The sequence below is a fragment of the Micromonospora sp. NBC_00860 genome (genome assembly GCF_045207375.1).
Lineage (GTDB): Bacteria > Actinomycetota > Actinomycetes > Mycobacteriales > Micromonosporaceae > Micromonospora > Micromonospora vinacea.
On sequence record NZ_CP108825.1, the window covers coordinates 2,448,887 to 2,470,874 of the forward strand.

21 protein-coding genes are annotated in these 21,988 nt (G+C 73.0%); 12 read left to right on the plus strand and 9 right to left on the minus strand.

The genetic code is table 11. The features are described 5' to 3' along the window. The first annotated feature begins 110 nt into the window (after positions 1 to 110). The 3 genes from lnt (at position 111) to OH804_RS11075 (ending at position 3,227) form a co-directional block, all read left to right on the plus strand. Positions 111 to 1,799 carry an apolipoprotein N-acyltransferase gene (lnt, locus tag OH804_RS11065; protein ID WP_406064831.1) on the plus strand — a complete coding sequence of 563 codons (1,689 nt, stop codon included), beginning with the start codon at positions 111 to 113 and terminating at the stop codon, positions 1,797 to 1,799. 34 nt (positions 1,800 to 1,833) lie between these two features. Next, on the plus strand, positions 1,834 to 2,643 hold the full coding sequence (locus tag OH804_RS11070) for a polyprenol monophosphomannose synthase (protein ID WP_307788710.1): 810 nt from the start codon (positions 1,834 to 1,836) through the stop codon (positions 2,641 to 2,643). A 68-nt stretch (positions 2,644 to 2,711) separates the two neighbouring features. Beyond that, positions 2,712 to 3,227: an FxsA family protein gene (locus OH804_RS11075; protein WP_196923180.1), complete on the plus strand. Its 516-nt coding sequence runs from the start codon at positions 2,712 to 2,714 to the stop codon at positions 3,225 to 3,227. An 86-nt stretch (positions 3,228 to 3,313) separates the two neighbouring features. Here the strand turns inward: OH804_RS11075 and OH804_RS11080 are convergent, their stop codons facing one another. The 3 genes from OH804_RS11080 to OH804_RS11090 all read right to left on the minus strand — a co-directional run bounded on the left by OH804_RS11080 (position 3,314) and on the right by OH804_RS11090 (position 6,417). Beyond that, the gene (locus tag OH804_RS11080) at positions 3,314 to 3,655 is read right to left on the minus strand and encodes an RNA polymerase-binding protein RbpA (protein WP_030327608.1); all 342 of its coding nucleotides are present in this window, start codon (positions 3,653 to 3,655) and stop codon (positions 3,314 to 3,316) included. A gap of 231 nt (positions 3,656 to 3,886) precedes the next feature. Further along, entirely contained in the window at positions 3,887 to 5,041 is a 1,155-nt protein-coding gene (locus OH804_RS11085) for a hypothetical protein (protein WP_406064834.1), read from the minus strand. Between the two features lie 26 nt (positions 5,042 to 5,067). Next, positions 5,068 to 6,417, minus strand: a complete 1,350-nt coding sequence (locus tag OH804_RS11090) for an MFS transporter (RefSeq protein WP_406064836.1) — start codon at positions 6,415 to 6,417, stop codon at positions 5,068 to 5,070. Between the two features lie 57 nt (positions 6,418 to 6,474). Here OH804_RS11090 and OH804_RS11095 point away from each other — a divergent pair, with 57 nt between their 5' ends. From OH804_RS11095 to OH804_RS11105, 3 genes are read left to right on the plus strand one after another with little or no spacing between them, the layout of a single operon-like run. Next, the gene (locus OH804_RS11095) at positions 6,475 to 7,122 is read left to right on the plus strand and encodes a TetR/AcrR family transcriptional regulator (protein ID WP_406064838.1); all 648 of its coding nucleotides are present in this window, start codon (positions 6,475 to 6,477) and stop codon (positions 7,120 to 7,122) included. A gap of 55 nt (positions 7,123 to 7,177) precedes the next feature. Then, complete coding sequence (locus tag OH804_RS11100) at positions 7,178 to 8,518, plus strand: flavin-containing monooxygenase (RefSeq protein ID WP_406064840.1); 1,341 nt, start codon at positions 7,178 to 7,180, stop codon at positions 8,516 to 8,518. Then, a complete protein-coding gene (locus tag OH804_RS11105) occupies positions 8,515 to 9,339 on the plus strand; it encodes an SDR family NAD(P)-dependent oxidoreductase (protein WP_406064842.1) in 825 nt (274 codons plus the stop codon). The genes OH804_RS11100 and OH804_RS11105 overlap by 4 nt, the downstream gene beginning before the upstream one ends. Before the next feature lie 11 nt (positions 9,340 to 9,350). On the opposite strand, the gene OH804_RS11110 is transcribed toward OH804_RS11105, so the two are convergent. Further along, positions 9,351 to 10,001 (minus strand): LysE family translocator, encoded by a 651-nt coding sequence (locus tag OH804_RS11110; protein WP_196923175.1) that lies wholly within the window; start codon positions 9,999 to 10,001, stop codon positions 9,351 to 9,353. A gap of 229 nt (positions 10,002 to 10,230) precedes the next feature. Here OH804_RS11110 and OH804_RS11115 point away from each other — a divergent pair, with 229 nt between their 5' ends. The 3 genes from OH804_RS11115 to OH804_RS11125 all read left to right on the plus strand — a co-directional run bounded on the left by OH804_RS11115 (position 10,231) and on the right by OH804_RS11125 (position 12,716). After that, positions 10,231 to 10,719 (plus strand): DUF1992 domain-containing protein, encoded by a 489-nt coding sequence (locus OH804_RS11115; RefSeq protein WP_406064845.1) that lies wholly within the window; start codon positions 10,231 to 10,233, stop codon positions 10,717 to 10,719. Positions 10,720 to 10,751: 32 nt separating this feature from the next. Continuing rightward, positions 10,752 to 11,294: a GNAT family N-acetyltransferase gene (locus OH804_RS11120; RefSeq protein WP_406064847.1), complete on the plus strand. Its 543-nt coding sequence runs from the start codon at positions 10,752 to 10,754 to the stop codon at positions 11,292 to 11,294. A gap of 132 nt (positions 11,295 to 11,426) precedes the next feature. Beyond that, positions 11,427 to 12,716: an MFS transporter gene (locus OH804_RS11125; RefSeq protein WP_406064849.1), complete on the plus strand. Its 1,290-nt coding sequence runs from the start codon at positions 11,427 to 11,429 to the stop codon at positions 12,714 to 12,716. 151 nt (positions 12,717 to 12,867) lie between these two features. Here OH804_RS11125 and OH804_RS11130 read toward each other — a convergent pair whose 3' ends face one another. Continuing rightward, on the minus strand, positions 12,868 to 13,443 hold the full coding sequence (locus tag OH804_RS11130) for a maleylpyruvate isomerase N-terminal domain-containing protein (protein WP_406064851.1): 576 nt from the start codon (positions 13,441 to 13,443) through the stop codon (positions 12,868 to 12,870). Positions 13,444 to 13,546: 103 nt separating this feature from the next. Here OH804_RS11130 and OH804_RS11135 point away from each other — a divergent pair, with 103 nt between their 5' ends. Beyond that, on the plus strand, positions 13,547 to 14,530 hold the full coding sequence (locus tag OH804_RS11135; protein WP_406064853.1) for a helix-turn-helix domain-containing protein: 984 nt from the start codon (positions 13,547 to 13,549) through the stop codon (positions 14,528 to 14,530). A 13-nt stretch (positions 14,531 to 14,543) separates the two neighbouring features. Here OH804_RS11135 and OH804_RS11140 read toward each other — a convergent pair whose 3' ends face one another. The 4 genes from OH804_RS11140 to OH804_RS11155 form a co-directional block, all read right to left on the minus strand. Next, a complete protein-coding gene (locus OH804_RS11140) occupies positions 14,544 to 15,020 on the minus strand; it encodes a hypothetical protein (protein ID WP_196923169.1) in 477 nt (158 codons plus the stop codon). A gap of 66 nt (positions 15,021 to 15,086) precedes the next feature. Continuing rightward, positions 15,087 to 16,886 (minus strand): serine hydrolase, encoded by a 1,800-nt coding sequence (locus OH804_RS11145; RefSeq protein ID WP_406064855.1) that lies wholly within the window; start codon positions 16,884 to 16,886, stop codon positions 15,087 to 15,089. An 11-nt stretch (positions 16,887 to 16,897) separates the two neighbouring features. After that, on the minus strand, positions 16,898 to 18,187 hold the full coding sequence (locus OH804_RS11150; protein WP_406064857.1) for an exo-beta-N-acetylmuramidase NamZ domain-containing protein: 1,290 nt from the start codon (positions 18,185 to 18,187) through the stop codon (positions 16,898 to 16,900). Positions 18,188 to 18,196: 9 nt separating this feature from the next. Beyond that, positions 18,197 to 20,014, minus strand: a complete 1,818-nt coding sequence (locus OH804_RS11155) for a glycoside hydrolase family 3 protein (protein ID WP_406064859.1) — start codon at positions 20,012 to 20,014, stop codon at positions 18,197 to 18,199. 200 nt (positions 20,015 to 20,214) lie between these two features. Here OH804_RS11155 and OH804_RS11160 point away from each other — a divergent pair, with 200 nt between their 5' ends. Together OH804_RS11160 and OH804_RS11165 are read left to right on the plus strand one after the other, a co-directional pair. Next, a complete protein-coding gene (locus tag OH804_RS11160) occupies positions 20,215 to 21,192 on the plus strand; it encodes an ABC transporter ATP-binding protein (protein WP_406064861.1) in 978 nt (325 codons plus the stop codon). A gap of 16 nt (positions 21,193 to 21,208) precedes the next feature. After that, positions 21,209 to 21,967: an ABC transporter permease gene (locus OH804_RS11165; protein WP_406064863.1), complete on the plus strand. Its 759-nt coding sequence runs from the start codon at positions 21,209 to 21,211 to the stop codon at positions 21,965 to 21,967. Positions 21,968 to 21,988: the final 21 nt, after the last annotated feature.

Consider the following 21,988-nt stretch of genomic DNA (forward strand, 5'->3'; position numbering starts at 1 on the left):
GCGAGCCGCGCCCCGATTTCATGTCCCCCGGGCGGTTCGTGCCCGACGGCCCAACGCGGCCGGTGCACCCCCCAGCCAGGTAACCTTCGCCCCGTGATCGAGGTGAAGCGGTGACGACCCTGGACCGGGATGAGACGCACACCCCGGCGGCGCTGCCCCGGCCGGTCGTTCCCGGTCGGCCGCTGCCGCTGCGGGTCGCCGTACCCCTGGCCGTGACCGCCGGGCTGGCCCTGCTGGTGGCGTTCCCCCCGTACGGGCTGTGGCCGCTCGCGCCCGTCGGGGTGGCGTTGCTGGCCGCCGCCGCGCACCGGCGGCGGTTGCGCGCCGGCGCCGGTCTGGGCTTCCTGACCGGGGTGGCGTTCTTCGCCCCGCTGCTGGCCTGGACGAACCTGCACACCGGTTACCTGCCGTGGGTGCTGCTGTCACTGCTGCAGGCCGGCTACCTGGCGCTGCTGGGCGCGGCCACCGCCTGGGTGTCGCCGCTGGCCGACCGGGCCCGGTGGGCGTGGCCGGCGTTGACCGGGCTGCTGTGGGTCGGGCAGGAGGCGCTGCGCGACCGCACCCCGTTCGGTGGGTTCCCGTGGGGGCGGTTGGCGTTCAGCCAGGACACCTCGCCGCTGCTGCGCCTGGCCGCGCTGGGCGGCGCCCCGCTGGTCACCTTCGCCGTGGCCCTCACCGGCGGTCTGCTGGTCACCGCTGCCTGGCGGGGTTGGGCAACCGCCCGACGCCACGTGCCCGAGCACACCACGCCGCAGCCCGCTGACAGCCCGCTGGACGGCCCGCCACCCGCCGGGGGTGCGGCGGGACGGCGGTGGGCTCCTGTGGTCGTACCGGCCGTCGTGGCCGTCGCGCTGACCGTCGGGGGTCTGCTGGTGCCGGTCGCCACCGCCGGGTCCGGCGCCACCGTCACCGTGGCGATCGTGCAGGGCAACGTGCCCCGGCTGGGCCTGGACTTCAACGCCCAACGGCAGGCGGTGCTCAACAACCACGTCGACGCCACCATCGAGCTGGCCGCGCGGGTCGCCGCCGGGCAGCAGCGGCAACCCGACCTGGTGGTGTGGCCGGAGAACTCCAGCGACATCGACCCGCTGCGCAACCCCACCGCCGGGGCGCGGATCTCCCAGGCCGCCGACACCGTCGGCGCGCCGATCCTGGTCGGCGCCGTGCTGCTGGGCCCCGGCGCCGGGCAGGTCCGCAACGCGGGCATCCTGTGGCGCCCCGGCACCGGCGCGGACCTCGACCAGCTGTACACCAAACGTCACCCGGTGCCGTTCGCCGAGTACGTACCGCTGCGCGACGTGGCCCGCATGGTCAGCAAGCAGGTCGACCTCATCCGCAACGACTTCGTGCCCGGAAGCACCCCGGGCGTGGTACGCGCCGGCCCCGCCGTGCTCGGTGACGTGATCTGCTTCGAGGTCGCCTACGACGAGGTGGTCCGCGACACCGTCACCGGCGGCGCGCAACTGCTGGTGGTGCAGACCAACAACGCCACCTTCGACGTCGCGGAGGCCCGCCAGCAGATGGCCATGGTGCGGCTGCGGGCGGTGGAGCACGGACGGCCGGCGTTGATGGCCTCCACGGTCGGGGTGTCCGGGTTCGTCGCACCCGACGGGCGGGTAAGCGATGCCACCGGGTTCAACACTCGGGAGGTCGTGGTGCGGCAGTTGCGGCTCGACGACGGACGCACCCTCGCCACCCGCCTCGGCTGGTGGCCGGAGGTGGCGCTCGCCGCGCTGGCCGCGGCGGCCCTGGTCGGCGCGGCGGTGCTGCGCCGGCGGCAGCGGGTCAGGCCCGGATAGCAACAGCCGGTACGCCGGCGGGAGCGGAGGAACCGTGATCCAGGCGACCGATACGATCCGACGCGCGGACGAGGTGCCCGGTGTGGGCCGGGTGCTGGTGGTGATCCCCACCTACAACGAGGCCGACAACATCGCCGTGATCGTGGGCCGGGTCCGGCGCGCCGCCCCGGCGGTGCAGATCCTCATCGCCGACGACAACAGCCCCGACGGCACCGGTGCGATCGCCGACGCCCTCGCCGACGGTGACGCGCACGTGCAGGTGCTGCACCGCCAGGGCAAGGAGGGCCTGGGTGCTGCGTACCTGGCCGGGTTCGGGTGGGCGCGCGAGCGGGGCTACCAGGCGGTCGTGGAGATGGACGCCGACGGCTCGCACGCCCCGGAGGACCTGCCGGCGTTGCTGGCGGCCGCCCGCGACGCGGACGTGGTGATCGGCTCCCGGTGGACCAGGGGCGCGCGGGTGCTCAACTGGCCGCTGCGGCGGCTGTTGCTGTCGCGCGGCGGCAACCTGTACGCCCGTCTGGCGTTGGGCATGCCCGTGTCGGACGCCACCGGCGGTTACCGGGTGTACCGGATCAGCGCGTTGGACGCCATCGACCTGGATTCGGTGACCTCGCAGGGCTACTCGTTCCAGGTGGAGCTGTCCCGGCTGGCGCACCGGGCCGGGGTGCGGATCGTGGAGGTGCCGATCACCTTCGCCGAGCGGGAACGCGGCGACAGCAAGATGAGCCCGAAGATCGTGGCCGAGGCGCTGTGGCGGATCACCGCCTGGGGTGTGCGCGACCGGCGTCAGGCGGTACGCCGGGGCCTGCACGGCACGGCCACCGGTCAGGCGCGGTGGCCGTGAGCGCGGCCGTGTCATGCTGGATGAGCGGAACACGTCCGTGGTGTCCGCAGGAATGGCGATGAGGTGAGATGCGCCGAGGACTGAGGTTCGTACCGTTGGCCCTGTTGCTGGCGGTGGTGCTGGAGCTGGCGGTGTTCGTCGGCGTGGGGCGGGCGCTGGGGTTCGGGGCGGCGGTGCTGCTGGTGTTCGCCGCGTCCCTGCTGGGGTTGGTGCTGCTGCGCCGCGAGGGGATGCGCGCCTGGCGGGGGTTCCGCTCCGCGGCGGCGGCCGGGCAGCCCCCGGGCGGGCAGGTGACCGACGGGCTCGTCGGGTTGGCGGGCGCGATGTTGTTGGCGGTGCCCGGCCTGGTCAGCGGGCTGATCGGGTTGCTGTTGCTGGTGCCACCGGTGCGTCGACTGGCCCGCGCCGGGGTGCGACGCGCCACCGAGCGGCGGGTGTCGTCGATGGTCGCCGGTGACCTGTTCGGGCCCCGCACGGTGCGGGTGCGCCAGGGTGCGCCGCAACCGACCCCGCAGCCGGAACAGCCGGTGGTGGTCGACGGCGGTCGGGCCATCGAGGGCGAGATCGTCGAGCCCCGGCACTGAGACCAGGCCCATCCACCGCGCACAGACAGACACGACGACGCCCCCGGGGTTTCCCCCGGGGGCGTCGTCGTCATGCGTCGTGCGGCTCAGGCGCGGCCGCGGCGGGTCCGAACCTCCTGCAGCCGCTCCTCGAGGATGTCCTCCAGCTCGGCGATCGAGCGCCGCTCCAGAAGCATGTCCCAGTGGGTGCGCGGCGGCTTGGCCTTCTTCTGCTCCGGCTCGCTGCCGTCGACGAGTCGGGCGACGCTGCCGTCGAACTTGCATTCCCAGGTCGTCGGGACCTCGGCGTCGACGGCGAACGGCACCTCGAACTGGTGGCCCTTGGCGCAGAGGTACTCGCGGGTCTGACGCGGCGCGAGCTCCGTGTTGCGGTCGGATTCGTAGCTCACCGCGCCAAGGCGGCTTCCGCGCAGCATACGCTCGCCCATGATCGACTTCCCCTCGTTCGTGGTGCTGGTCTTCTGGGTGTAACGGTGCGTCCCCGTCGAGCCATTCCCGCCCGAGGGCGTGAGGCGTCCACGGGTGGGCCGGGACCAAGGGTAACCGGCCGGGACGCTCACCCGGTGAGGTGATCCCCAGGCGGGTCGGGACAACGGTGTGTGTCCGCTGCCACCGGGGAGGTTAACCGCCCGAGCCTACCGAAGGTTGCGCCACGATCATCAGGTGGCGTCGCTGGGAGTGGCGGCGCCGAGGCGGGCCAACGCCAGCGCCAGGTCACTGACCTGGTCGCCGAGCTGCGCCACCCGCCGCTGGGCCAGGTCCCGGTCGGTCTCGGCGGCCTCGAGTCGTACCGCCAGGGTGGTGCGGTGACCCTCGGCGGTCGCCGCGGCCTGCCGGGCCACCGTCAGCTCGGCGGTGAGCGTGTCGCGCTGGGCGGCCAGCGCGGCCAGCTCCGCGCGCAGCCGCGCGGCCAGCTCCGCGGCCTCCTGCCGGGCCTCGTCGGCCTGCCGGGCGGCGACCTCGGCGCGGTCGCGGGCCCGGTCGGCCTGCTCACGCGCCCGGGCGGCGTCGGCGGCCTCCGCGCGGGTGCGCGCCGCGTCGGCGCGGGACTGCTCGATCTGGCGCCGCACGTCCTGCACCTCGGCCTGCCACCGCCCGGCCCGCTCCGTCGCCTCCGCGGCGGCCCGGGTGGCCCGTTCGGCCTCGGCGCGCAGCGCGTCGCGTTCCACGCCCAGGTCGGCCACCCGCTGCCGCTCGGCGTCGCGTTCGCCGCGCAGGTCCCGCACCTCGGCGCGGGCCTGGTCCCGGTCGCGCTCGGCCTGGGCGCGCAGCGCCTCGGCGGCGCTGGCGTCGTGGCGCGACTGGTCGCGGGCCGCCTCGGCGAGCCGCGCCCGCTCGTCGGCGGCGTCAGCCTGCCGGTGCGCCTGCTCGGCGCGCTGGCGGGCGTCGTCGGCCTCGGCGCGGGCGCCACGGGCCTGTTCACGGGCGCGCGCCGCGTCGGCCGCCGCGGCCTCGGCGTCGTCGCGGGCCTCGTCGCGTTCGGTCTGCGCCGCCGCGATCTCGGTGGCGGCCTCCGCGCGGGCCTGGGCAAGCTGCCGCTGCACACCCACCGGGGACAACTCGGCGTGCAGCGACTCGGTCAACGTCTCGACGATCTGGTCGAGCCGGTCCACCGCCTCCCAGGTGCGGGCCACCTGCCCGGGCAGACCGGGAGCGTTGCGGTGCCGCATCCGGCTGTTGCGGGAGGCGCGCTGGCAGGCGCCGTCGTTGTCGCGGCAGTAGCGAAACGGCCGACCCGCGCCGACACGCTGCGGCACCGGCCGTCCACAGTGGGCGCACGGGCGGGTCTCGGTGGTGCTGGGCTGGGCGTCCATCGAGGGCGAAGTCTAGTGCCGGCCGGTCAGCTCGTCGCCCGGGCCGTCGCGTCCAGGGTGTAGCGGCGTTGCAGCAGCAGCGCCGCGAGCATCGCCACCGCCGGCAGCAACCCGAAGCCGTAGCGGACCGCCGCGAGCGCGGCGTCGGGCTGCACCGGCGACTCACCGGCCGTCGAGGCCACGAAACCACCCACGGTCAGGCACAGCGCGTACGCGTACGGGCCGAGGGCCGCGCCGGTGGCCTCGGTGGCCGTCCACACCCCGGTGTAGGTGCCGGCCCCGGTGCTGCCGGCGGCGCGGATCACGTCGGGCAGCATCGAGAACGGCAGCAACTGCATGCCGGCGAACGCCACCCCGAGCACCGCCACCGCGGCGACCAGCACCGGCAGGCCGGCCGGGCGGCCCACCGCCAGCACCAGCGAGCCGATCGCGAACGCGCCCTGCGCGCCGAGCAGCGCCCGCTGCTTGCCGACGCGTCGGGCCACCACCAGCCAGGCCGGTGTGACCAGCAGCGCCGGCGCGACGAACGCGGCCACCAGCACCGTGGTCAGGCCGGGCGCGCGCAGCTCGTACTCGGCGTAGTAGGGCACCCCGGCGAGCACCAGGTGGGTGGTGGTGGACATCGCCAGGTACGCGGCGACCAGCCACCGGAACTGCCTGTCGCGCAGCGCCGTGCGCAACGCCCGCCACCCGCCGTGCCCGGACGCGGTGCTCACCGGCGCGGACCCGCGCAGCCGGGCGATGCCGGCGACACCGACCAGCATGGCCACCAGCATCCCCACGGCCAGGACCATGCCCATCCGCTGGTAGCCGCCCCGCGTCGCGGCGTCGCCGCCGGTGAGCAGCGGGGCCAGCAGCCCGGAGACGAGGATGCCCACTGTCAGCACCATCATCCGGAAGGCCATCAGCCGGGTGCGTTCGTGGTAGCCGATGCGCAGGTCGGCCGGGGTGGCCAGGTAGGGGACCTGGTAGGCGGCGAAGAGCAGGTTGCCGGCGATGAAGAACACCGCCACCCACGCGGCCGCCGACGCGCCGGTCAGGCCGCCGGGCACGGCGAAGAGCGCGGCGAACGCGACCGGCAGGGCGCAGCCGAGCAGCAGCAGGCGACGCCGGTCGCCGCGTCGGGTCTGTTCGACGTCGGCGCGGTGCCCCACCCAGGGGTGCAGCAGGACGTCGGCGATCTTCGGCAGCAGCAGGGCCAGGCCGGCCAGCCACGGCCCGACGGCCAGCACGTCGGTGAGGAAGTAGAGCAACAGCAGGCCGGGCACTGTCACCCAGACGCCCATGCCGAGCGAGCCGGCGGCGAAGCCGGCCAGGGGGCCGCGTGGCAGCGTCGTGTCGGTGGCGGCCGCGGGCCGCCGGTCCAGCCCGGTCATCGCCGCATCCTCTCCGCAATCCAACGGTTGCTGGATTCTAGGGGCAGAATGACGGTCATGACCATGCCCCGCCGCCGCCCGGGTCGGCCCCGCCGTGACGAGACCCGGCCGACCCGCGAGGTGGTGCTCACCGCGGCGACCGCGCTCTTCGCCAAGCGCGGCTTCGACGCCGTCGGGCTGCGGGAGGTCGCCGCCGCCGCCGGGGTCGACGTCGCCACCGTCGCGCACCACACGGGTACGAAGGCAGCGCTCTACGACGCGTGCTTCGCCCGGGTGTTCGCCGCCGAACGGGACGTGCTGGCCGAGGCCGCCGAGCAGGCCCGCGCCGCTCTCGACGCGGGTCCGGACGCGGCGCGACGGGCCCTGCACGAGCTGGTCGACGTCTTCGTCGACTTCCTGGAGGACCGCCCCGAGACCACCGCGCTGTGGCTGCGCCGCTGGCTGGAACCGCAGCGGCACGCCGAGCTGGACCAGCGCTACGCCGACCCGTTGTACCGGCTGGTCGCGGAGCTGCTCACCGCCGCCGCGGCGGCCGGCGCGCTGGCCGAGCCGACACCGCACATCACCGTACGGAGTCTGGTGTGGGCGACGCACGGGCACGTGGTGGCGTTGGCCGCGGGCGCGCCCGGCGCCCGGGAACGGCGCGAGTTCCGGGCGTTCGTGCATCGCCTGCTCGACGGCCTGTACGGAGCACCGACCCCTTGACGGGCCGCCGCCGCGCGACGATTATCCATCGGACGTTGGATTAATGGGGGCGGCAATGGGCGTACCACAGCGGGTGGCGGTGATCGGGGCCGGCGCCGCCGGGCTCGCCGCGGTCAAGGCACTACGCGACGCCGACGTGCCGACTGTCGGCTTCGAGGCCGCCGAGCAGGTCGGCGGCCTCTGGGTGTACGGGGCGCCCGACTCGCCCGCGTACCGCACGCTGCACCTCAACACCAGCCGTGGTCGTACCCAGTTCGCCGACCATCCGATGCCCACCGACTGGCCCGACTACCCCGACCACCGTCGCGTCGCCGGTTACCTCGCCGACTACGCCACGCGTTTCGGGCTGACCGACACCATCCGACTGCGCCACACCGTCGAACGGGTCACCCGGAACCCCACCGGCACCTGGACGGTGACCGCCAGCGGCCCGACCGGCCCGGTCGAGGTCACCGTCGACGCCGTGGTCGTCGCCAACGGGCACAACCGGGTGCCCCGGCTGCCCGACCCCGGCTACCCCGGCGAGTGCACCGCCGAGCAGATCCACAGCCACGACTACCGGGGCCCGGAGCAGTTGGCCGGCAGGCGGGTCCTCGTCGTCGGCGGCGGCAACTCCGCGATGGACATCGCCGTCGACGCCTCGTACGCCGCCGCCCGCACCCTGCTGTCGCTGCGCCGGGGCGTCTGGGTGGTGCCGAAGTACCTGCTGGGTCGCCCCTCGGACACCCTCAACGGGGCTCTGGCCCGCCGACTGCCGTGGCGTCTGCGCCAACGCATCAGCCAGACGATGCTCAGCGCCACCGTCGGCAACCCCGCCCGCTACGGGCTGCCCGCGCCGACGCACGGTTTCCTCCAGGACCATCCGACGCTCTCCGACGGGTTGCTGTCGCGGCTGACCCACGGTGACGTCGAGGCCCGACCCGGTGTCGCCGCCCTGGACGGCGACCGGGTGGAGTTCACCGACGGGCGCAGCGACAGCGTCGACCTGATCATCTGGTGCACCGGCTACCGGGTGGACGTCCCGTTCCTCGACCCGGCGCTGCTCGCCGGGGGCGCCGACACCCTGCCGTTGTACCGGCACGTGTTCCACCCCGACGCCCCCGGGTTGAGCTTCGTCGGGTTGATGCAGTCCACCGGTTCCGCGTTCCCCCTGGTCGAGGCGCAGGCCAAGCTGATCGCGGCGCACCTCGCCGGCCGGTACGCGTTGCCGGACCCGGAGCGGCAGCGCGCCGTCTGCCGGGCCGAACTGCGGGCCGCTACCGCCCGCTGGGGTCAGCGCCGCCCGGCGATGCGGGTGGACTTCGACGTCTACCTGGCCGAACTGGCCCGGGAGTTGACCGCCGGGACCCGCCGCGCCCGCTCCGGTGCGGCGTCCTCGGTGGGAGCACCCCGGTGAGCGGTCGGTCCCTGGCCGGTCGGCGGGTGCTGGTCACCGGGGCGAGCGGGACGTTCGGCCGCCACCTCGGCGCCGCGCTGAACGCGGCCGGCGCCCGGGTGGTGGGGCTCGACCTGCACGCCCGCCCCGACGACGACGTGCCGGTGCTCGGCTGTGACCTGACCGACCCGGACGCGGTGCCGGCGGCGGTGCGGGCCGCCGTCGACCGGCTCGGCGGGCTCGACCTGCTGATCAACAACGCCGGGGTCGGTGGTCCCGCGCCGGCCGAGTTGCCGCCCGACGAGGTGGTACGCCGGCAACTGGAGGTCAACCTGCTCGCCGCCTGGCGCACCACCGCCGCCGCGCTGTCCCCGCTGCTCGCCGCCCGCGGACGGGTCATCTTCGTGGCCAGCCGGATGGCGGTGCTGCCGCTCCCGCTCGCCGCCGCGTACGGGGTGAGCAAACGGGCCCTGGTCGCCTACGCCGACGCGCTGCGCCACGAGGTCGGCACCCACGTCGGCGTGAGCGTCGTCTACCCGAGCATGGTCGCCTCACCGATCCACGACAGCACCGCCGAGGCCGGGTTGTCCCTGCGGGGGGTGTCCCGCCCCGAGCCCGTCGAAGGGGTGGTCGCGGCGATCCTGCGGACCGCCACCGCCCGGCGGGCGCCCCGTGACGTGGCGACCACCGCACGCGGCCGGCTGGAGATGGCCGTCGGCCGGCACGCGCCCGCGCTGGCCGACCGGCTGGTCCGCCGTACCCTCGCCGCCCGGCTCGCCGCCGGTGACCTGGACGCCGCGCCGCTGGCCGCCGGGATGATCGACCGCCACCGGGGGCGGTGACCGCCCCCGGGTCAGGGAGTGGCGACGGCCGCGCGCGAACGGTCGGCGGCGATGCGGACGGCCAGCGCGGCGAGCGCGGTGCCGGTCACCCACCGCTGCACCCGCAGCCACACCGGCCGGCGGGCGAAGAACCCGGCCAGCGCGCCGGCGCTGAGCACGATCAGCGCGTTCACGCTCAGCGCGACGGCGATCTGGGTCAGCCCGAGCAGCAGGCTCTGCGTCGCCAGGTGCCCGCGGGTCGGGTCGATGAACTGCGGTAGCAGCGACACGTAGAGGATCGCGATCTTCGGGTTCAGCAGGTTGGTGACCAGGCCCATGGTGAACAGCCGCCGCGGCGGGTCCGGCGGCAGCGGCGCGGGCCGGAACGGCGAGTGCCCGCCCGGACGCAGCGTCCGCCAGGCCAGCCAGAGCAGGTAGCCGGCGCCGGCCAGCTTCACCACCGCGTACAGCGTCGGCACCAGGACGAAGACGGTGGCCAGGCCGGCGACCGCCGCCACCAGGTAGACACCGAAGCCGGCGGCCACCCCGAGCAGCGAGATCAGCCCGGCCCGGCGGCCCTGCGCCACCGAGCGGGACACCAGGTAGACCATGTTCGGGCCGGGCGTGAGCACCAGCCCCAACGCCACCAGCGCGATGCCCAGCAGTGCACCCGTACTCACCACGACGATTCCCCCGTTCGGTAGTCCCCACACGGACCGTAATCGGGATGAACATCCTGACCCAGGGCCACCTGGCAGGCCGTGGCCTGCGATCCGGGATGATCCACTCGCGTTCGGTGCAACGGCAGGGCCGTCGGCGGGAATGCTCACCGTGGCGGGCGCGCTGACCCCTGACAAGTGCGTGTCGCCGGCCGGAGGCGGCGCGTTACGGTGTCCAGGGAGGTGCCGCACGGTGACCGAGGCGTGGGAAGCGTCAGTGGAGGCGAAGATCCAGGATGCCGTTCAGCGCGGCGAGTTCGACGACCTGCCCGGCATGGGCAAGCCGATCCCCGGTCGAGGGGCGCCGTACGACGAGGCCTGGTGGATCAAGAGCTTCCTGGAGCGCGAGGCACTCCCCAGTGACCTGCTCCTACCCACGTCGCTGCAACTGCGCCGACGCATCGAGCAGGTCCCCGACGAGGTCCGTGACCTTCCCACCGAACAGTCCGTCCGCGACGTCGTGGGGCAGTTGAACGCGCAGATCGTGGCGTGGCTGCGCTTCCCCGACGACGGCCCCCGGGTCGCGGTGCGCCCGGTGAACACCGAGGACGTGGTCCGGCGGTGGCGCGCCGAACGGGCCCGCCCCAAGGTCACGACGACCGCCGCCGAACCGGCGACCGTTGCGACACCGTCGCGCCGGCCCCGCCGCAGCTGGTGGAGGCGGTGGCGCCGACGGGGCTGACCGCCGGGCCACGACCACGGCAGACTGTGCCGATGCTGATCGAATCGCGGTCACCCGACACGCCCTCGACGCCGGGAGTCGCGCTGCGTCAGTGGTGCGCCGACGACCTGGATGAGCTGGTACGGGCGTACCGGGATCCGGTCCTGCGCCGCTGGACCAGAGCCCCGGTGACCACCGCCGCCGAGGCCCGGCGGTGGCTGGACGGCGCCCTGCGGGACTGGGCCGACGGCCGGCGGTACACCTTCGCCGTCCTCGAGGAGCGGGCCGACGGCCCTCGGCTGGTGGGCAACGTGGTGCTCAAGGGGGTCACGCCGCAGCGCCCGGCCCCGGAGGTGGGTTACTGGACGGCGTCCTGGGCGCGCGGTCGCGGCGTCGCCCCGCGCGCCGTCACCGCGTTGAGCCGCTGGGCGTTCGACCGGTTCCCCGAGGTGACGCGTCTCGACCTGCTGCACCAGGTGGACAACGTCGCGTCCTGCCGGGTGGCGCAGAAGTCCGGCTTCGTGTTCCAGGAGACCCTGCCGGCCCGGCCGCCCTTTCCGCTCGACGGCCACCGCCACACGCTCGACGCCGGCTAGCCGCCCGTCCGCACCTGTCGCGAACGGATCCGAACAGGTCCGAACGCCTGCTCCCGGCCTCGCCAGCGTGAACGCGGATACGGTCTGGCCGAGCGCCCGGACGACCGCCGGCGCGGGAGGGGACGGGGCGAGGTGACCGAGCGCGCCGCGACGTACGCCGAGGTCTTCGCGGTGCGCGAGTACCGCCACCTGTTCGGTGCGTACCTGCTGTCCCTGGCCGGCGACCAGCTCACGGCCGTGACGGTGGCGTATCTCGTCTTCAGCGAAACCGGCTCGGCCGCGCTGGCGGCGGCCGCCTACGCCAGTTCCTACCTGGCCTGGCTCACGGGCGGACCGCTGCTGTCCGGTCTCGCCGACCGGTTCCCCCGGCGAAGCGTGATGATCGCGTGCGACCTGGGCCGCGCGGCGCTCATCCCGCTGGCGGCGCTGCCGGCCCTCCCCGCGCCGGCCCTGGTGGTGCTCCTCTTCGTGGTCAACCTGATGCGGCCACCGTTCGTGGCGGCGCGGGCGGCGTTGATGCCGGAGGTGCTCGACGGCGACCGCTACGCCGTGGCCAACGGCGTGGACAACATCTGCGCCCAGGTCGTGCAGGTGGTCGGCTTCGCCGTCGGTGGGAGTCTGGTGGCGTTGCTGTCGCTGCGCGGCGCCCTGCTGGTGGATGCCGGCACCTTCCTGGTCTCCGCTGTTCTGATCGGGATCGGTGTGCGTTCCCGCCCCGCGCCGCGACCGCCGTCGGGCCCGACCGGCCAGGGCCGGGCGGTCGGGCTGCGGGTGGTCTTCGCCGACTCCCGGCTGCGGTCCTACGTGCTCGTCCTGTGGATGGCCAGCGCCTTCACCTACGCGGCCGAGGGGTTGATGGCACCGCTGGCCCGACAGTACGGCGGCGGCGCCGGCACCGTCGGACTGTTGCTGGCGGCGGCGCCGTTGGGGATGGCCCTCGGCGGGGTAGCGCTCACCCGGTTCTGCCCACCGGCGGCCCGGCCACGGCTCATCCTGCCGCTGGCCGCGATGTCGGCCGGGGTGCTGACGGTGACCTGGCTCGTTCCTCCGCTGTGGATGATGCTCCTGCTGTTGGCGCTGGCCGGCGCGGCGAGCGCCTTCGCCATCCCGCTGAACGCGCTGTTCGGGCGGGCGGTGCCGAGGCAGTACCGGGGACGCGCGTTCGGGGTGGCCATCACCGGTCTCAGTGGGTTACAGGGGACGGCGATGGTCCTGGCGGGTCTGGCCGCCGACCGGTGGCCGGCCACCACGGTGATCGGGTTCAGCGGTTTGTCGGGCGCGGTGGCGGTTCTCGCCGTCGCGCCGCTGTGGCCACGGCGACCTGCCTCCACCCCTGTGGCGTTCGGGTCTCCGGTCGAACAGGCCCGAACGACTCCGAACGCCGACATCCCTAGCGCCGAAGCAGGCAGTGGCCGACGCTGAGGTCAGTTGGCGGGCACGGGGACCGTCACCGAGGGGGAGGAGAAGGGCATGCGCAGCGTTCGCAACCGTGGCATCAGCTGGACCTGACCGGAACGCTCCGACCGGGTGGTCGCCCGGCAGGCGACCACCCGCCCGTCGACGCTGGTGCGAGTCAGTCGACTGCGGCCCGCCAGCTCCAGGACGTGCGGCGGGCGCGGCCGGGCAGCTCACCGCGGCCGGTCATCCAGAGCAGCACCTCGGGTGCCGCACCGGCCGGGGCGTCCGGGAAGAGTCGGCGCAGCACCAGCGCGCTCAGCCGCTGCGGCGGTTGCCACGCCACAGCGAGGCCGAGGGTGATGTCGTGGGTGTGCAGCAGGGTCTCGGCCACGCCCATGGCGGCGAACCCGGCCGGATCGCACGGGCCCCAGTGCCAGGCCCGCGTGTCCGGCGCGGCGGCGTCGACGGCGGCGGCGAGCAGCCCGGCGCAGGCCCGCACCACTGTGAGCACCTGCGTCGGGCTCGCGTCGGGGGAGACCCTCAGGTCGTACGGCAGGTAGCCGTCATCCGGGCGGCCGGTGACCTGCCCCGCGTACGCGAGGAGGTCGTGCGCGACGTGCGCCGCGGTGGTCCAGCAGCTCCAGCTCAGCGAGCCGGCCGGCACCGACCAGTCGCGGTCCCGATGTGGCAGCAGCACCCGGGTCATTTCCTCGGCCGCCTCCCGCAGGTCGGCGCCGGTCACCGCAGACATTCGCCAACCCACGGGGCAGCACCGGGTGTGGGAATCCGGTCATGGGTGAAGAGCGTCGAGGCGTGCAAGAATCCATCCTCGCATACGAGGGGAGGCGAGCCGGGTGTTGCCCAACCAGGTGGTGGACACGAGGGTGCTGCCTCCGGCAGAGCGGTTCGCGTTCTGGTATGCCCTGGTCGCGCAGGAGACGGCACCAGTGCACATCAGCAGCGGCCAGCTGGACAACTTCGTCGCCTACGTCCAGGCCATCGATCTCGGTCGCATTCGGATGACCTCGCTGCGGTACCCGTCCCTGGACGCGATCCGCCCCACCAAACTGGTTCGCAGCGCCGAAGGGGACGTGTACCAGCTCACGCTGCCCCTGACCGGTCACAGCACCCTGATCCAGGACCGCACGGAGTCCACGCTGGAACCCGGCAAGCACTTCACGCTCCTGGACCCCGCGCGGCGGCACGTCGCCCGGCACCGCGCGGACGGCGCCGGTCTCGCCACCACGATCACCGTGCAGATACCGCACGCGGCGCTGCCCCTGGCACCGGATCGGCTGCGCCGCCTGCTGGCCACGCCGATACCGTCGCACCTCGGCGTGGGCGGCCTGCTGGTCCACCACCTGCGCAGCATCGCGGCGCACCCGGAGCAGTTCGAGCCGGCCCAGGCCGAGATGCTGGGTGGGGTGGCGGTGGACCTGCTCACCGCCACGCTCGCTCAGTACCTCGACATCGAGGAAACCCTGTCACCGGAGGCCCGGCACACCACGCTGCGGGCCCGCGTCGTCGACTTCATCGACCGCCACCTCGACAGCAACGAGCTCAGCCCGGGTAGCATCGCCGCCGCCCACCACATCTCGCTGCGGTCGCTGCACCGCCTGTTCGAGGCGGAGGCGACGACGGTCGCGGAACTCATCCGCGCCAAGCGTCTGGAGCAGTGCCGGCGTGATCTCGGCAACCCGCTGCTGCGGCAGCCGGTCCATGTCATAGCCGCCCGCTGGGGTTTTCCGGACCGGGCCCACTTCAGCCGCCTCTTCCGTGCCCACTACGGACGTTCACCACAGGAGTACCGGACGGGCGTTGCTCGCCAGAACGGGTGACCGCCGCCGACCGCTACCGCCGCCGGTCGGTCGGATCGTCCTCGACGAAGTCACTGACAGCGGCGCGGATGCTCTCGCCGTACGGGTCGTCGGGTAGCCGCACCAGGTGTTCGCGGGCTTGGGCGAGGTGCTCCCGGGCCAGGCCGACGTTGCCCAGGCGTCGGTGGCAGTCGGCCAGGTTGAGGTACAGCGACGGCAGGAACGCCTGGACCTGGAGTGAGGGCAGGTATTCCTGGGCGCGTTCGTCGGTCAGCTCGGACACGGCGGCCAGGGCTCGTTCATCCCAGGCCAGTTCCGCCTCGGTGGTGTCCTGCAGGTCGGCGAGGTAGTGCGCCAGGGTGCAGCGGTGCAGGGCGTCACCGGTGGGGCCGAGCTCGTCCCACAACGCGGTGAGCAGTTCACGGGCCCGGGCAGATGCGCCGCTCTGGCCGAGCTGGACGGCCTCGATGATGCGGGTCATGGTCGGGTCGGCGGTCGCTTGGTCGCTCATGTCGCCGATGGTCCGGCCTCGACCCGGTCGAGGGTCAAATTGCTCTCGGTCCGATGGTGCAACGTCTCAGCTCCGCGCCGGTGACCACCCGTCGGCGACGAACCGGGAGGCGTCGGCACCCTCGCCGGAGAAGAGCATGCCCTGCCGGTCCGCCGCTACGACCCGGTCGACGTAGACGCCACGCCCCTGGCCGGAGCCGTCGGTGCTGCTGCTGAACCGCAGGTGGGTGGCCTGATCGGGCAGCGCCACCGTGACCTGCCACCACACCCGACCCCCGTAGCCGGTGACCGCGCCGTCGGCGCTCCACCAGCGGGTGGCGTCGCGGAGCTGCATCGTCGCCGGCGCCCAGGTCTGACCACCGTCGGTGGAAACCTCGACTCGGGCGCTGTCGAAGCGGGGCTCGGTGTCGTACCAGAGCAGGAAGCTCGCCGCCCCGCCACGGCCGGGCCGACGCAGCGGCGCCGTGAGCGTGCTCGTCGCGGAGTCGCGTGGGTCGGCCCGCCAGGCGCTGTCCGAGCGCAGCCGTACCGGCATCGCCTCCGCGAGGTCACGCGCGACGGACCGTCGGGCGACGTTGTTGCTGCCCCAGCCCCGGTCCGGGTGCACCCGGTTGGTGAGCATGACGACGAACGAGTGGGAGAGCGGGTCGATGACGATCGACGTACCGGTGAAGCCGGTGTGCCCGAAGGCCACCGGAGAGGAGAGCCCCATCATGTACCAGTGCTTGTTCAGCTCGAAGCCGAGCCCGCGATCGCTCTCCGGGTAGGCCGACTCAAGCGGCGCGTTGTGATTGACCAGCATCGCACGCACCGTTTCCGAGCGCAGGATCCGCCGGCCGCGGTATTCGCCGCCGTTGAGCAGTGACTGGCAGAGTACGGCCAGGTCCGCGGCCGTGGAGAAGACCCCGGCGTGCCCGGCCACCCCGCCGAGCGACCACGCGTTCTCGTCGTGCACCTCACCCCACACCATGCCGCGTCCGGCGTACGGCTGGTATTCGGTCGCGGCGATCCGCGACCGCCGCTCCGGGCCCGGGTTGTAGCCGGTGTCGGTCATGCCCAGCGGCCCGGTCACGCCGTCGCGGACCAGGTCGGCCAACTGCCGACCGGTTACCCGCTCCAGCAGGACGCCCAGCGCGATCAGCCCCAGGTCGGAGTAGACGTACTGGCTACCGGGCGTTGCCCCGGTGGTGAGCGGCGTGGCGAGCGCGGCGGCGAATCGCTCGGCCGGTGTCGGGTACCTGCTCCACAGTGGTGTGAACGCGGGCAGACCCGATGTGTGGGTGAGCAGCATCCGCACGGTGACCGCCGCCTTGCCGCCGACGGCGAACTCCGGGACGTACCGGACGACCGGCGTGTCCAGCTCCACCCGCCCCCGCTCCACCTGCTGCATGGCGACGATCGTGGTGAACAGCTTCGACACCGACGCCAGGTCGAAGATGGTGTCGGGACGGGTCGGGATCTGCTGGTCGGCGGGGAGTTCCACACCGACCAGGTCGGGCGGTGGCCCCACCGCGGAGTACTTCACCGCGCTGCCCACGGCGGCGTGCTCAACGATCACACCGTCCTTGGCTGCCAGGACCACCGCGCCGGCGTACGCCGGGTAGCCGGGGTGCTCCGGGGTCGGCTGGAGATACGCCGCCAGGTCGGCGGGCAGGCGATCCACCTGGTTGGGGAGCAGTCCGACCTGGCGGGCGCTGCCGCGCCGCAACGTGTCGTGACGGAACTGGATGTCCGCGGGGGTGACGGTCGGTGGACCGGACGTGGGTGTCGCTGCGACCGCCCCGGTGGTGGGCAGCACCGTGCCCAGGATCACCAGAGCCAGGCCGAGCGCGAGTGAGCGGAGCGGACGATGGGTCGACCTGGTCATCACCGCACTCCTCAGTAGAGCAGGTAGGGCCGGCGACGCCGGTTGAAGGTCGCCAACTCCTCGGCCCAGGCGCCGACGACGTCGTCCACGTCAGCTCCGGCATCGATCTGGGTCCGCAGTCGCGGCGACCCGGTGAGCTTGTCGATCCAGTACGGGCGCACGGTGTCCCACGAGTCGCGTCGCCAGGCGAACGCCGGGTACCTGTGCGCCTCCACGAGCATGGCCACGCCGGTGCGGATCGGGTCGTACACCGCCCGGTCGACGACCTTGACCTCGACTCCGGCGCAGAGCTTGTTGAGCAGGTCCGGCTTCTGCCCGGCCGCGGTCGGCGAGAAGTACGCCTCGCGGAACTCGACCCCGGGCAGGTTCCGGGCGTTGAGCCGGTCACCCCAGTGGTGGTCGAAGTCCGTCGCCAGCCCGCCGATCAGCTCGAACGGGCGACACGTGCCGCGCCCCTCAGTGATCGAGGCGACACCCTCGAACAGCCCGGTGCCCGGATAGACCAGAGCGGTGTCCGGGGTGGGCATGTTCGGGCTGGGCATCACCCAGGGCACGCCGGTGTCGGCGGCGAGGGCGTCGCGCTTCCAGTGCCGGCACCGCACCACGTGCAGGTCGACCGGTCGTCCCGCCTCGGCCGGCAGGAACGTGGCGTTGAAGAACCGGGCCAGCTCTCCGACGGTCATCCCGTGCTGCTGGATGATCTCTTTGAGACCCACACCCGAGGTGTACGGGCTGGTCATCATCGGCCCGTAGGCCCGCCCGCCGATCGGGTTGGGCCGGTCCAGCACGACGTAGCGTCTGCCGACCCGGGCCGCGGCGACCATCGAGGTGTACATCGTCCAGATGTAGGTATAGAAGCGGACTCCGACGTCCTGGATGTCGAAGACCACGGTGTCCACCCCAGCCTCGGTGAACATCGCTTCCCACCGGGCCTGCGAGGCGCCGTACGCGTCGTACACCGGGATGCCGGTGCGTGCGTCGACGCCGGTTCCCTCGCTGCCACCGGCCTGGGCGGAGCCGCGGAAGCCGTGCTCGGGGCCGAACGCCGCGACCAGTTGCACCCGACCGGAGCCGTGCATCAGGTCGACGAGATGCCGGTAGGACGCATCGACGCCGGTCGGGTTGGAGACGACGCCCACGCGCTGACCGGCGAGTTCGGCGAACCCGGACGACACCAGCTCGTCGAGGCCGGTGCGGACCCGACGGTCACGGGAGTTGGCCGCCGCCGGTCCGACACCGAGCGCCCCCGCCCCCAGCGCGCCCGCGCCCACCGCGCCGACCAGGAAATTCCTCCGCTGCATGCTTGCCTCCTACCAGCTCAGGCCGTGGCCGAAGGGGTAGAGCACGGAGCCCGCCCCCTCGGCCGTGGGGATCGTGACGGGCAGCCGTCCGCTCGGGGAAAGTTCGCCGTGCAGCGCGCGGACGAGGGCGTCCATCGCCGCACGGGTGTACGAGTACGTCGCCAGGTAGGTGGTGACACCCGGCAGGTACGCGATGTCATACGGGTCGCGGACGGCCACGACGACCACGGGTTTCCCGGCGCCGAGCAGCGCCGCGACGAGGCGCTGCTGGGTGGCCCGCGGGTCGGTGACGGCGGTGTCCCACGCCTTGTTCACGAGCACGACGGTGAGGTCGTGCTCGGCGGCCTGGCTCGCCGTGGCGGTGATCGTCGCGTCAGAGGGCAGGGTCGCCGGTCGGGCGGTGACGCGGGCACCACGCGTGGTGAATCCGGCGGCGACCGTCGCGACCGGGGCGAAGGCGGCGCTGTCCCAGCCGGTGATCAGGACCGACCGGTCGGCGTGGGGCAGGGGCAGCACTCCGGCATCGTTGCGGACGGCGGTGAGCGTCGGGTCGGTGACCTGGGTGACGGCGGCGAGGTGCTCCGGAGCGCCGACGGTCCGGACGGCCTTCTCGACGTCGACCAGCGGCGAGCGGGCGAGTCCCTGGCGATACTTCACGCCGAGGATGCGCCGGACCGACTCGTCGATCCGACGCTCGGTGAGCTCGCCGGTGGCGACGGCCCGCAGCACCGCGTCCCGTGCCAGCGCGAGATTCGGCGGCATCAGGAGCTGGTCGGCGCCGGCCTTGAGTGCCAGGACGGGCACCCGCTCGTCGCCGTACTTCGCCCGCACGCCAGCCATGTTCAGCGCGTCGGTGACGATGACGCCCCGGAAACCGAGCTCACCGCGCAGCACGCCGGTGAGGATCGTCGGCGACAAGGTCGCGGGGTCGCCGGACGGGTCGAGCGCCGGGACCACGATGTGCGCGGTCATGATCGTGTCGACACCAGCGCGGATGGCACGCTTGAACGGCGGCGCGTCGATCCGATCCCACTCGGCGCGGCTGTGGTTGATCACCGGGAGACCGGTGTGGCTGTCGGTGGCTGTGTCGCCGTGCCCGGGGAAGTGCTTCGCCACGGCGGTCACCCCGGCCCGGTCCTGGAAACCGGTGACCTGGGAGGCGGTGAGGTCGGCCACGAGGGTGGGGTCGGCGCCGAAGGACCGCACGCCGATCACCGGGTTGCCCGGGTTGACGTTGACGTCGGCGATCGGCGCGTACGGCTGTTGGATGCCGACGGCGCGCAGCTCGCGTCCGGTGACCTCCGCCGCCGTCCGGGCGGCCCGGGGCGACCGCCCCGCGCCCAGCGCCATCGACCCGGGGAACTGGGCGGCGGGGGCGGGCATTCGCACCACCGCGCCCTGCTCCTGGTCGGTGGAGATGAGCAGTGGCACCCTGCCCTTTGCCCCGTTGCCACGGGCAGCCCTCTGCAGTCCATTGGAGAGGGTCGCGATCTGTCGGGGGCTGTCCAGGTTGTGCGACCAGGAGAAGTAGCAGACGCCACCCAGGTGGTACCGCTCGATCACCTCGGCCGGTGTCTCCACACCGAAGGCCGCGAGGTTCGCGGTCCGGTCCGCGGCGCTGGGGTCCGTGGCGTCATCGCCGTAGACGTAGGTGGCGAAGAGTTGTCCGACCTTCTGCTCCAGGCTCATGTGTCGCAGCGTCGACGTGACCCAGCCGTGCTCGGCGGTCGATGGGCGCACCGGCGTGGCGGCCTGGGCAGGCAGGGGAGCGAGAGTGGCCGCCAGTGTGGCCGCCAGGGCGGTCGCGGTAACGAGTCGGGTCTGCATAGACGCCTCTCAGTCCGGGTGGCTGAAACTTAGCTACACGTCAGCCGCCCGTCAAGAAGAGAACCTACAAATTGCCGCCGGCCGAAACGGGAGACCCCGGGAGTGCTCGAACCGTCGCGAAAGGACTCTCGATGAAGAGTCGGCAAATTACAAAACTTTGCTCGAATCTTGCAGGGCGCTGTTCGTGTTCGTAAACTGCCGTGGTGAGCGAGCACTCTTTGGTTCAGGCGAGCAATCTGACAAAGGTCTATCCAGCACGTGGTTCCACTGCGGAGTTCCGCGCGGTCGACGGCATCGACTTCGCGCTTGAGCGAGGGGAGTCGTTCGGGCTTCTCGGCCCCAACGGCGCCGGCAAGTCGACCACCATGCGGATGATCGCCGCCACGTCGCCGATCAGCGGCGGCAGCCTGCGCGTGCTGGGCATGGACCCGATGACACAGGGGCCGGAGATCCGCGCCCGGCTCGGCGTCGTCACCCAGGACGACCACCTGGACAACGAGCTCACCGTGCGGGAGAACCTGCACATCTACGGGCGATACTTCGGCCTGCCGCGGGCCGTCATCCGGGACCGCGCGACCCGGCTGCTCGACTTCGCCCAGCTCCAGGAGAAGGCCGGCGACCAGGTCGAGACGCTGTCCGGCGGCATGCGACGGCGGCTCACCATCGCCCGCTCCCTGATCAACGAACCGGACATCCTGCTACTCGACGAGCCGACCACCGGCCTCGACCCGCAGGCCCGACACATCCTGTGGGACCGGCTCTTCCAGCTCAAACAGCAGGGCGTCACGCTCATCCTCACCACGCACTACATGGACGAGGCCGAGCAGCTCTGCGACCGGCTCATCGTGGTGGACCACGGTCGCATCGTCGCGCAGGGCTCACCCCGGGAACTGATCACCAGGTACGCCACCCGGGAGGTTCTGGAACTCCGCTTCCGCCTCGACGAACGCGACACCGCTGCGGAGAAACTGCGCACGTCGGCGCTGGCCACCGGCGGCACCGACGCCGACGGCCGCGTCGAACTGCTCCCCGACCGGGTGCTCGTCTACACCGCCGACGGCGAGGCCGCCCTCACCACTGTGCACGCCATGTCGCTCACGCCGCTCACCGCACTGGTCCGCCGCGCGACGTTGGAGGACGTGTTCCTCAAGCTCACCGGCCGATCGCTCATCGAGTAACAGGGAGAGAGCACCGGTGTTTCGTGTATTCGGCTACTGGGTCACGCTCTACCGGCGTACCTGGCGTGGCTCGATCGTGCTCAACGTGCTGAACCCGTTGCTGTTCCTCATCGGTATCGGGGCCGGGCTGGGCGCCCTCGTCGACGACAATGCGCCGGCCCAGATCGCCGGCGTCTCCTACGCGGCGTTCTTCGCCCCGGGCATGCTGGCCGCCGCCGCCATGCAGAACGCCTTCCTGGAAGGGTCCGCGGGCGTCGCCCGAGCTGCGGGCTTCGGGGCGTACCGCAGCGCCACACCGACGCCGCTGACGCCGCAGCAGCTCGCCGCTGGGCACCTGCTCTTCATCACCTTCCGGGTGCTCATCGCCAGCGGCGCCTTCATCGTGGTGATGGCCGCGTTCGGGTTGATCGGGGGATGGTGGGCCCTCGGCGCCCTACTCGGCGCGACGCTGACCGGGGTCGCGTTCGCGGCACCCGCCGCCGCGTGGGCGGTCGGCGTCCGCAAGCTGCGCCAGATCGACACGGTGTTCCGCTTCGTCATCATGCCGCTCTACATGTTCTCCGGCACGTTCTTCGCGGTCTCGCAGCTACCCGAGTGGATCCGACCGGTGTCCTACCTGCTGCCGCTCTGGCACGGGGTGGAGCTGTGCCGCACGCTCAGCCTCGGCACAGCGACCATCACCGGCAGCTCCGTCCACATCGGCTACCTGCTGGTGCTCGCCATCGGCGGTTTCCTGGTCGCCCGGGTCACCTACCGCCGACGGCTGCACCCGTGACGGCCCACGCCCAACGCCTCG

Bases quoted from the DNA above. Each gene is read 5' to 3' on its own strand.
- OH804_RS11075 (WP_196923180.1), top strand. From the start codon at position 2,712: ATGCGCCGAGGACTGAGGTTCGTACCGTTGGCCCTGTTGCTGGCGGTG.
- OH804_RS11080 (WP_030327608.1), bottom strand. From the start codon at position 3,655: ATGGGCGAGCGTATGCTGCGCGGAAGCCGCCTTGGCGCGGTGAGCTAC.
- OH804_RS11085 (WP_406064834.1), bottom strand. From the start codon at position 5,041: ATGGACGCCCAGCCCAGCACCACCGAGACCCGCCCGTGCGCCCACTGT.
- OH804_RS11090 (WP_406064836.1), bottom strand. From the start codon at position 6,417: ATGACCGGGCTGGACCGGCGGCCCGCGGCCGCCACCGACACGACGCTG.
- OH804_RS11095 (WP_406064838.1), top strand. From the start codon at position 6,475: ATGACCATGCCCCGCCGCCGCCCGGGTCGGCCCCGCCGTGACGAGACC.
- OH804_RS11100 (WP_406064840.1), top strand. From the start codon at position 7,178: ATGGGCGTACCACAGCGGGTGGCGGTGATCGGGGCCGGCGCCGCCGGG.
- OH804_RS11120 (WP_406064847.1), top strand. From the start codon at position 10,752: ATGCTGATCGAATCGCGGTCACCCGACACGCCCTCGACGCCGGGAGTC.
- OH804_RS11130 (WP_406064851.1), bottom strand. From the start codon at position 13,443: ATGTCTGCGGTGACCGGCGCCGACCTGCGGGAGGCGGCCGAGGAAATG.
- OH804_RS11140 (WP_196923169.1), bottom strand. From the start codon at position 15,020: ATGAGCGACCAAGCGACCGCCGACCCGACCATGACCCGCATCATCGAG.
- OH804_RS11145 (WP_406064855.1), bottom strand. From the start codon at position 16,886: ATGACCAGGTCGACCCATCGTCCGCTCCGCTCACTCGCGCTCGGCCTG.
- OH804_RS11150 (WP_406064857.1), bottom strand. From the start codon at position 18,187: ATGCAGCGGAGGAATTTCCTGGTCGGCGCGGTGGGCGCGGGCGCGCTG.
- OH804_RS11155 (WP_406064859.1), bottom strand. From the start codon at position 20,014: ATGCAGACCCGACTCGTTACCGCGACCGCCCTGGCGGCCACACTGGCG.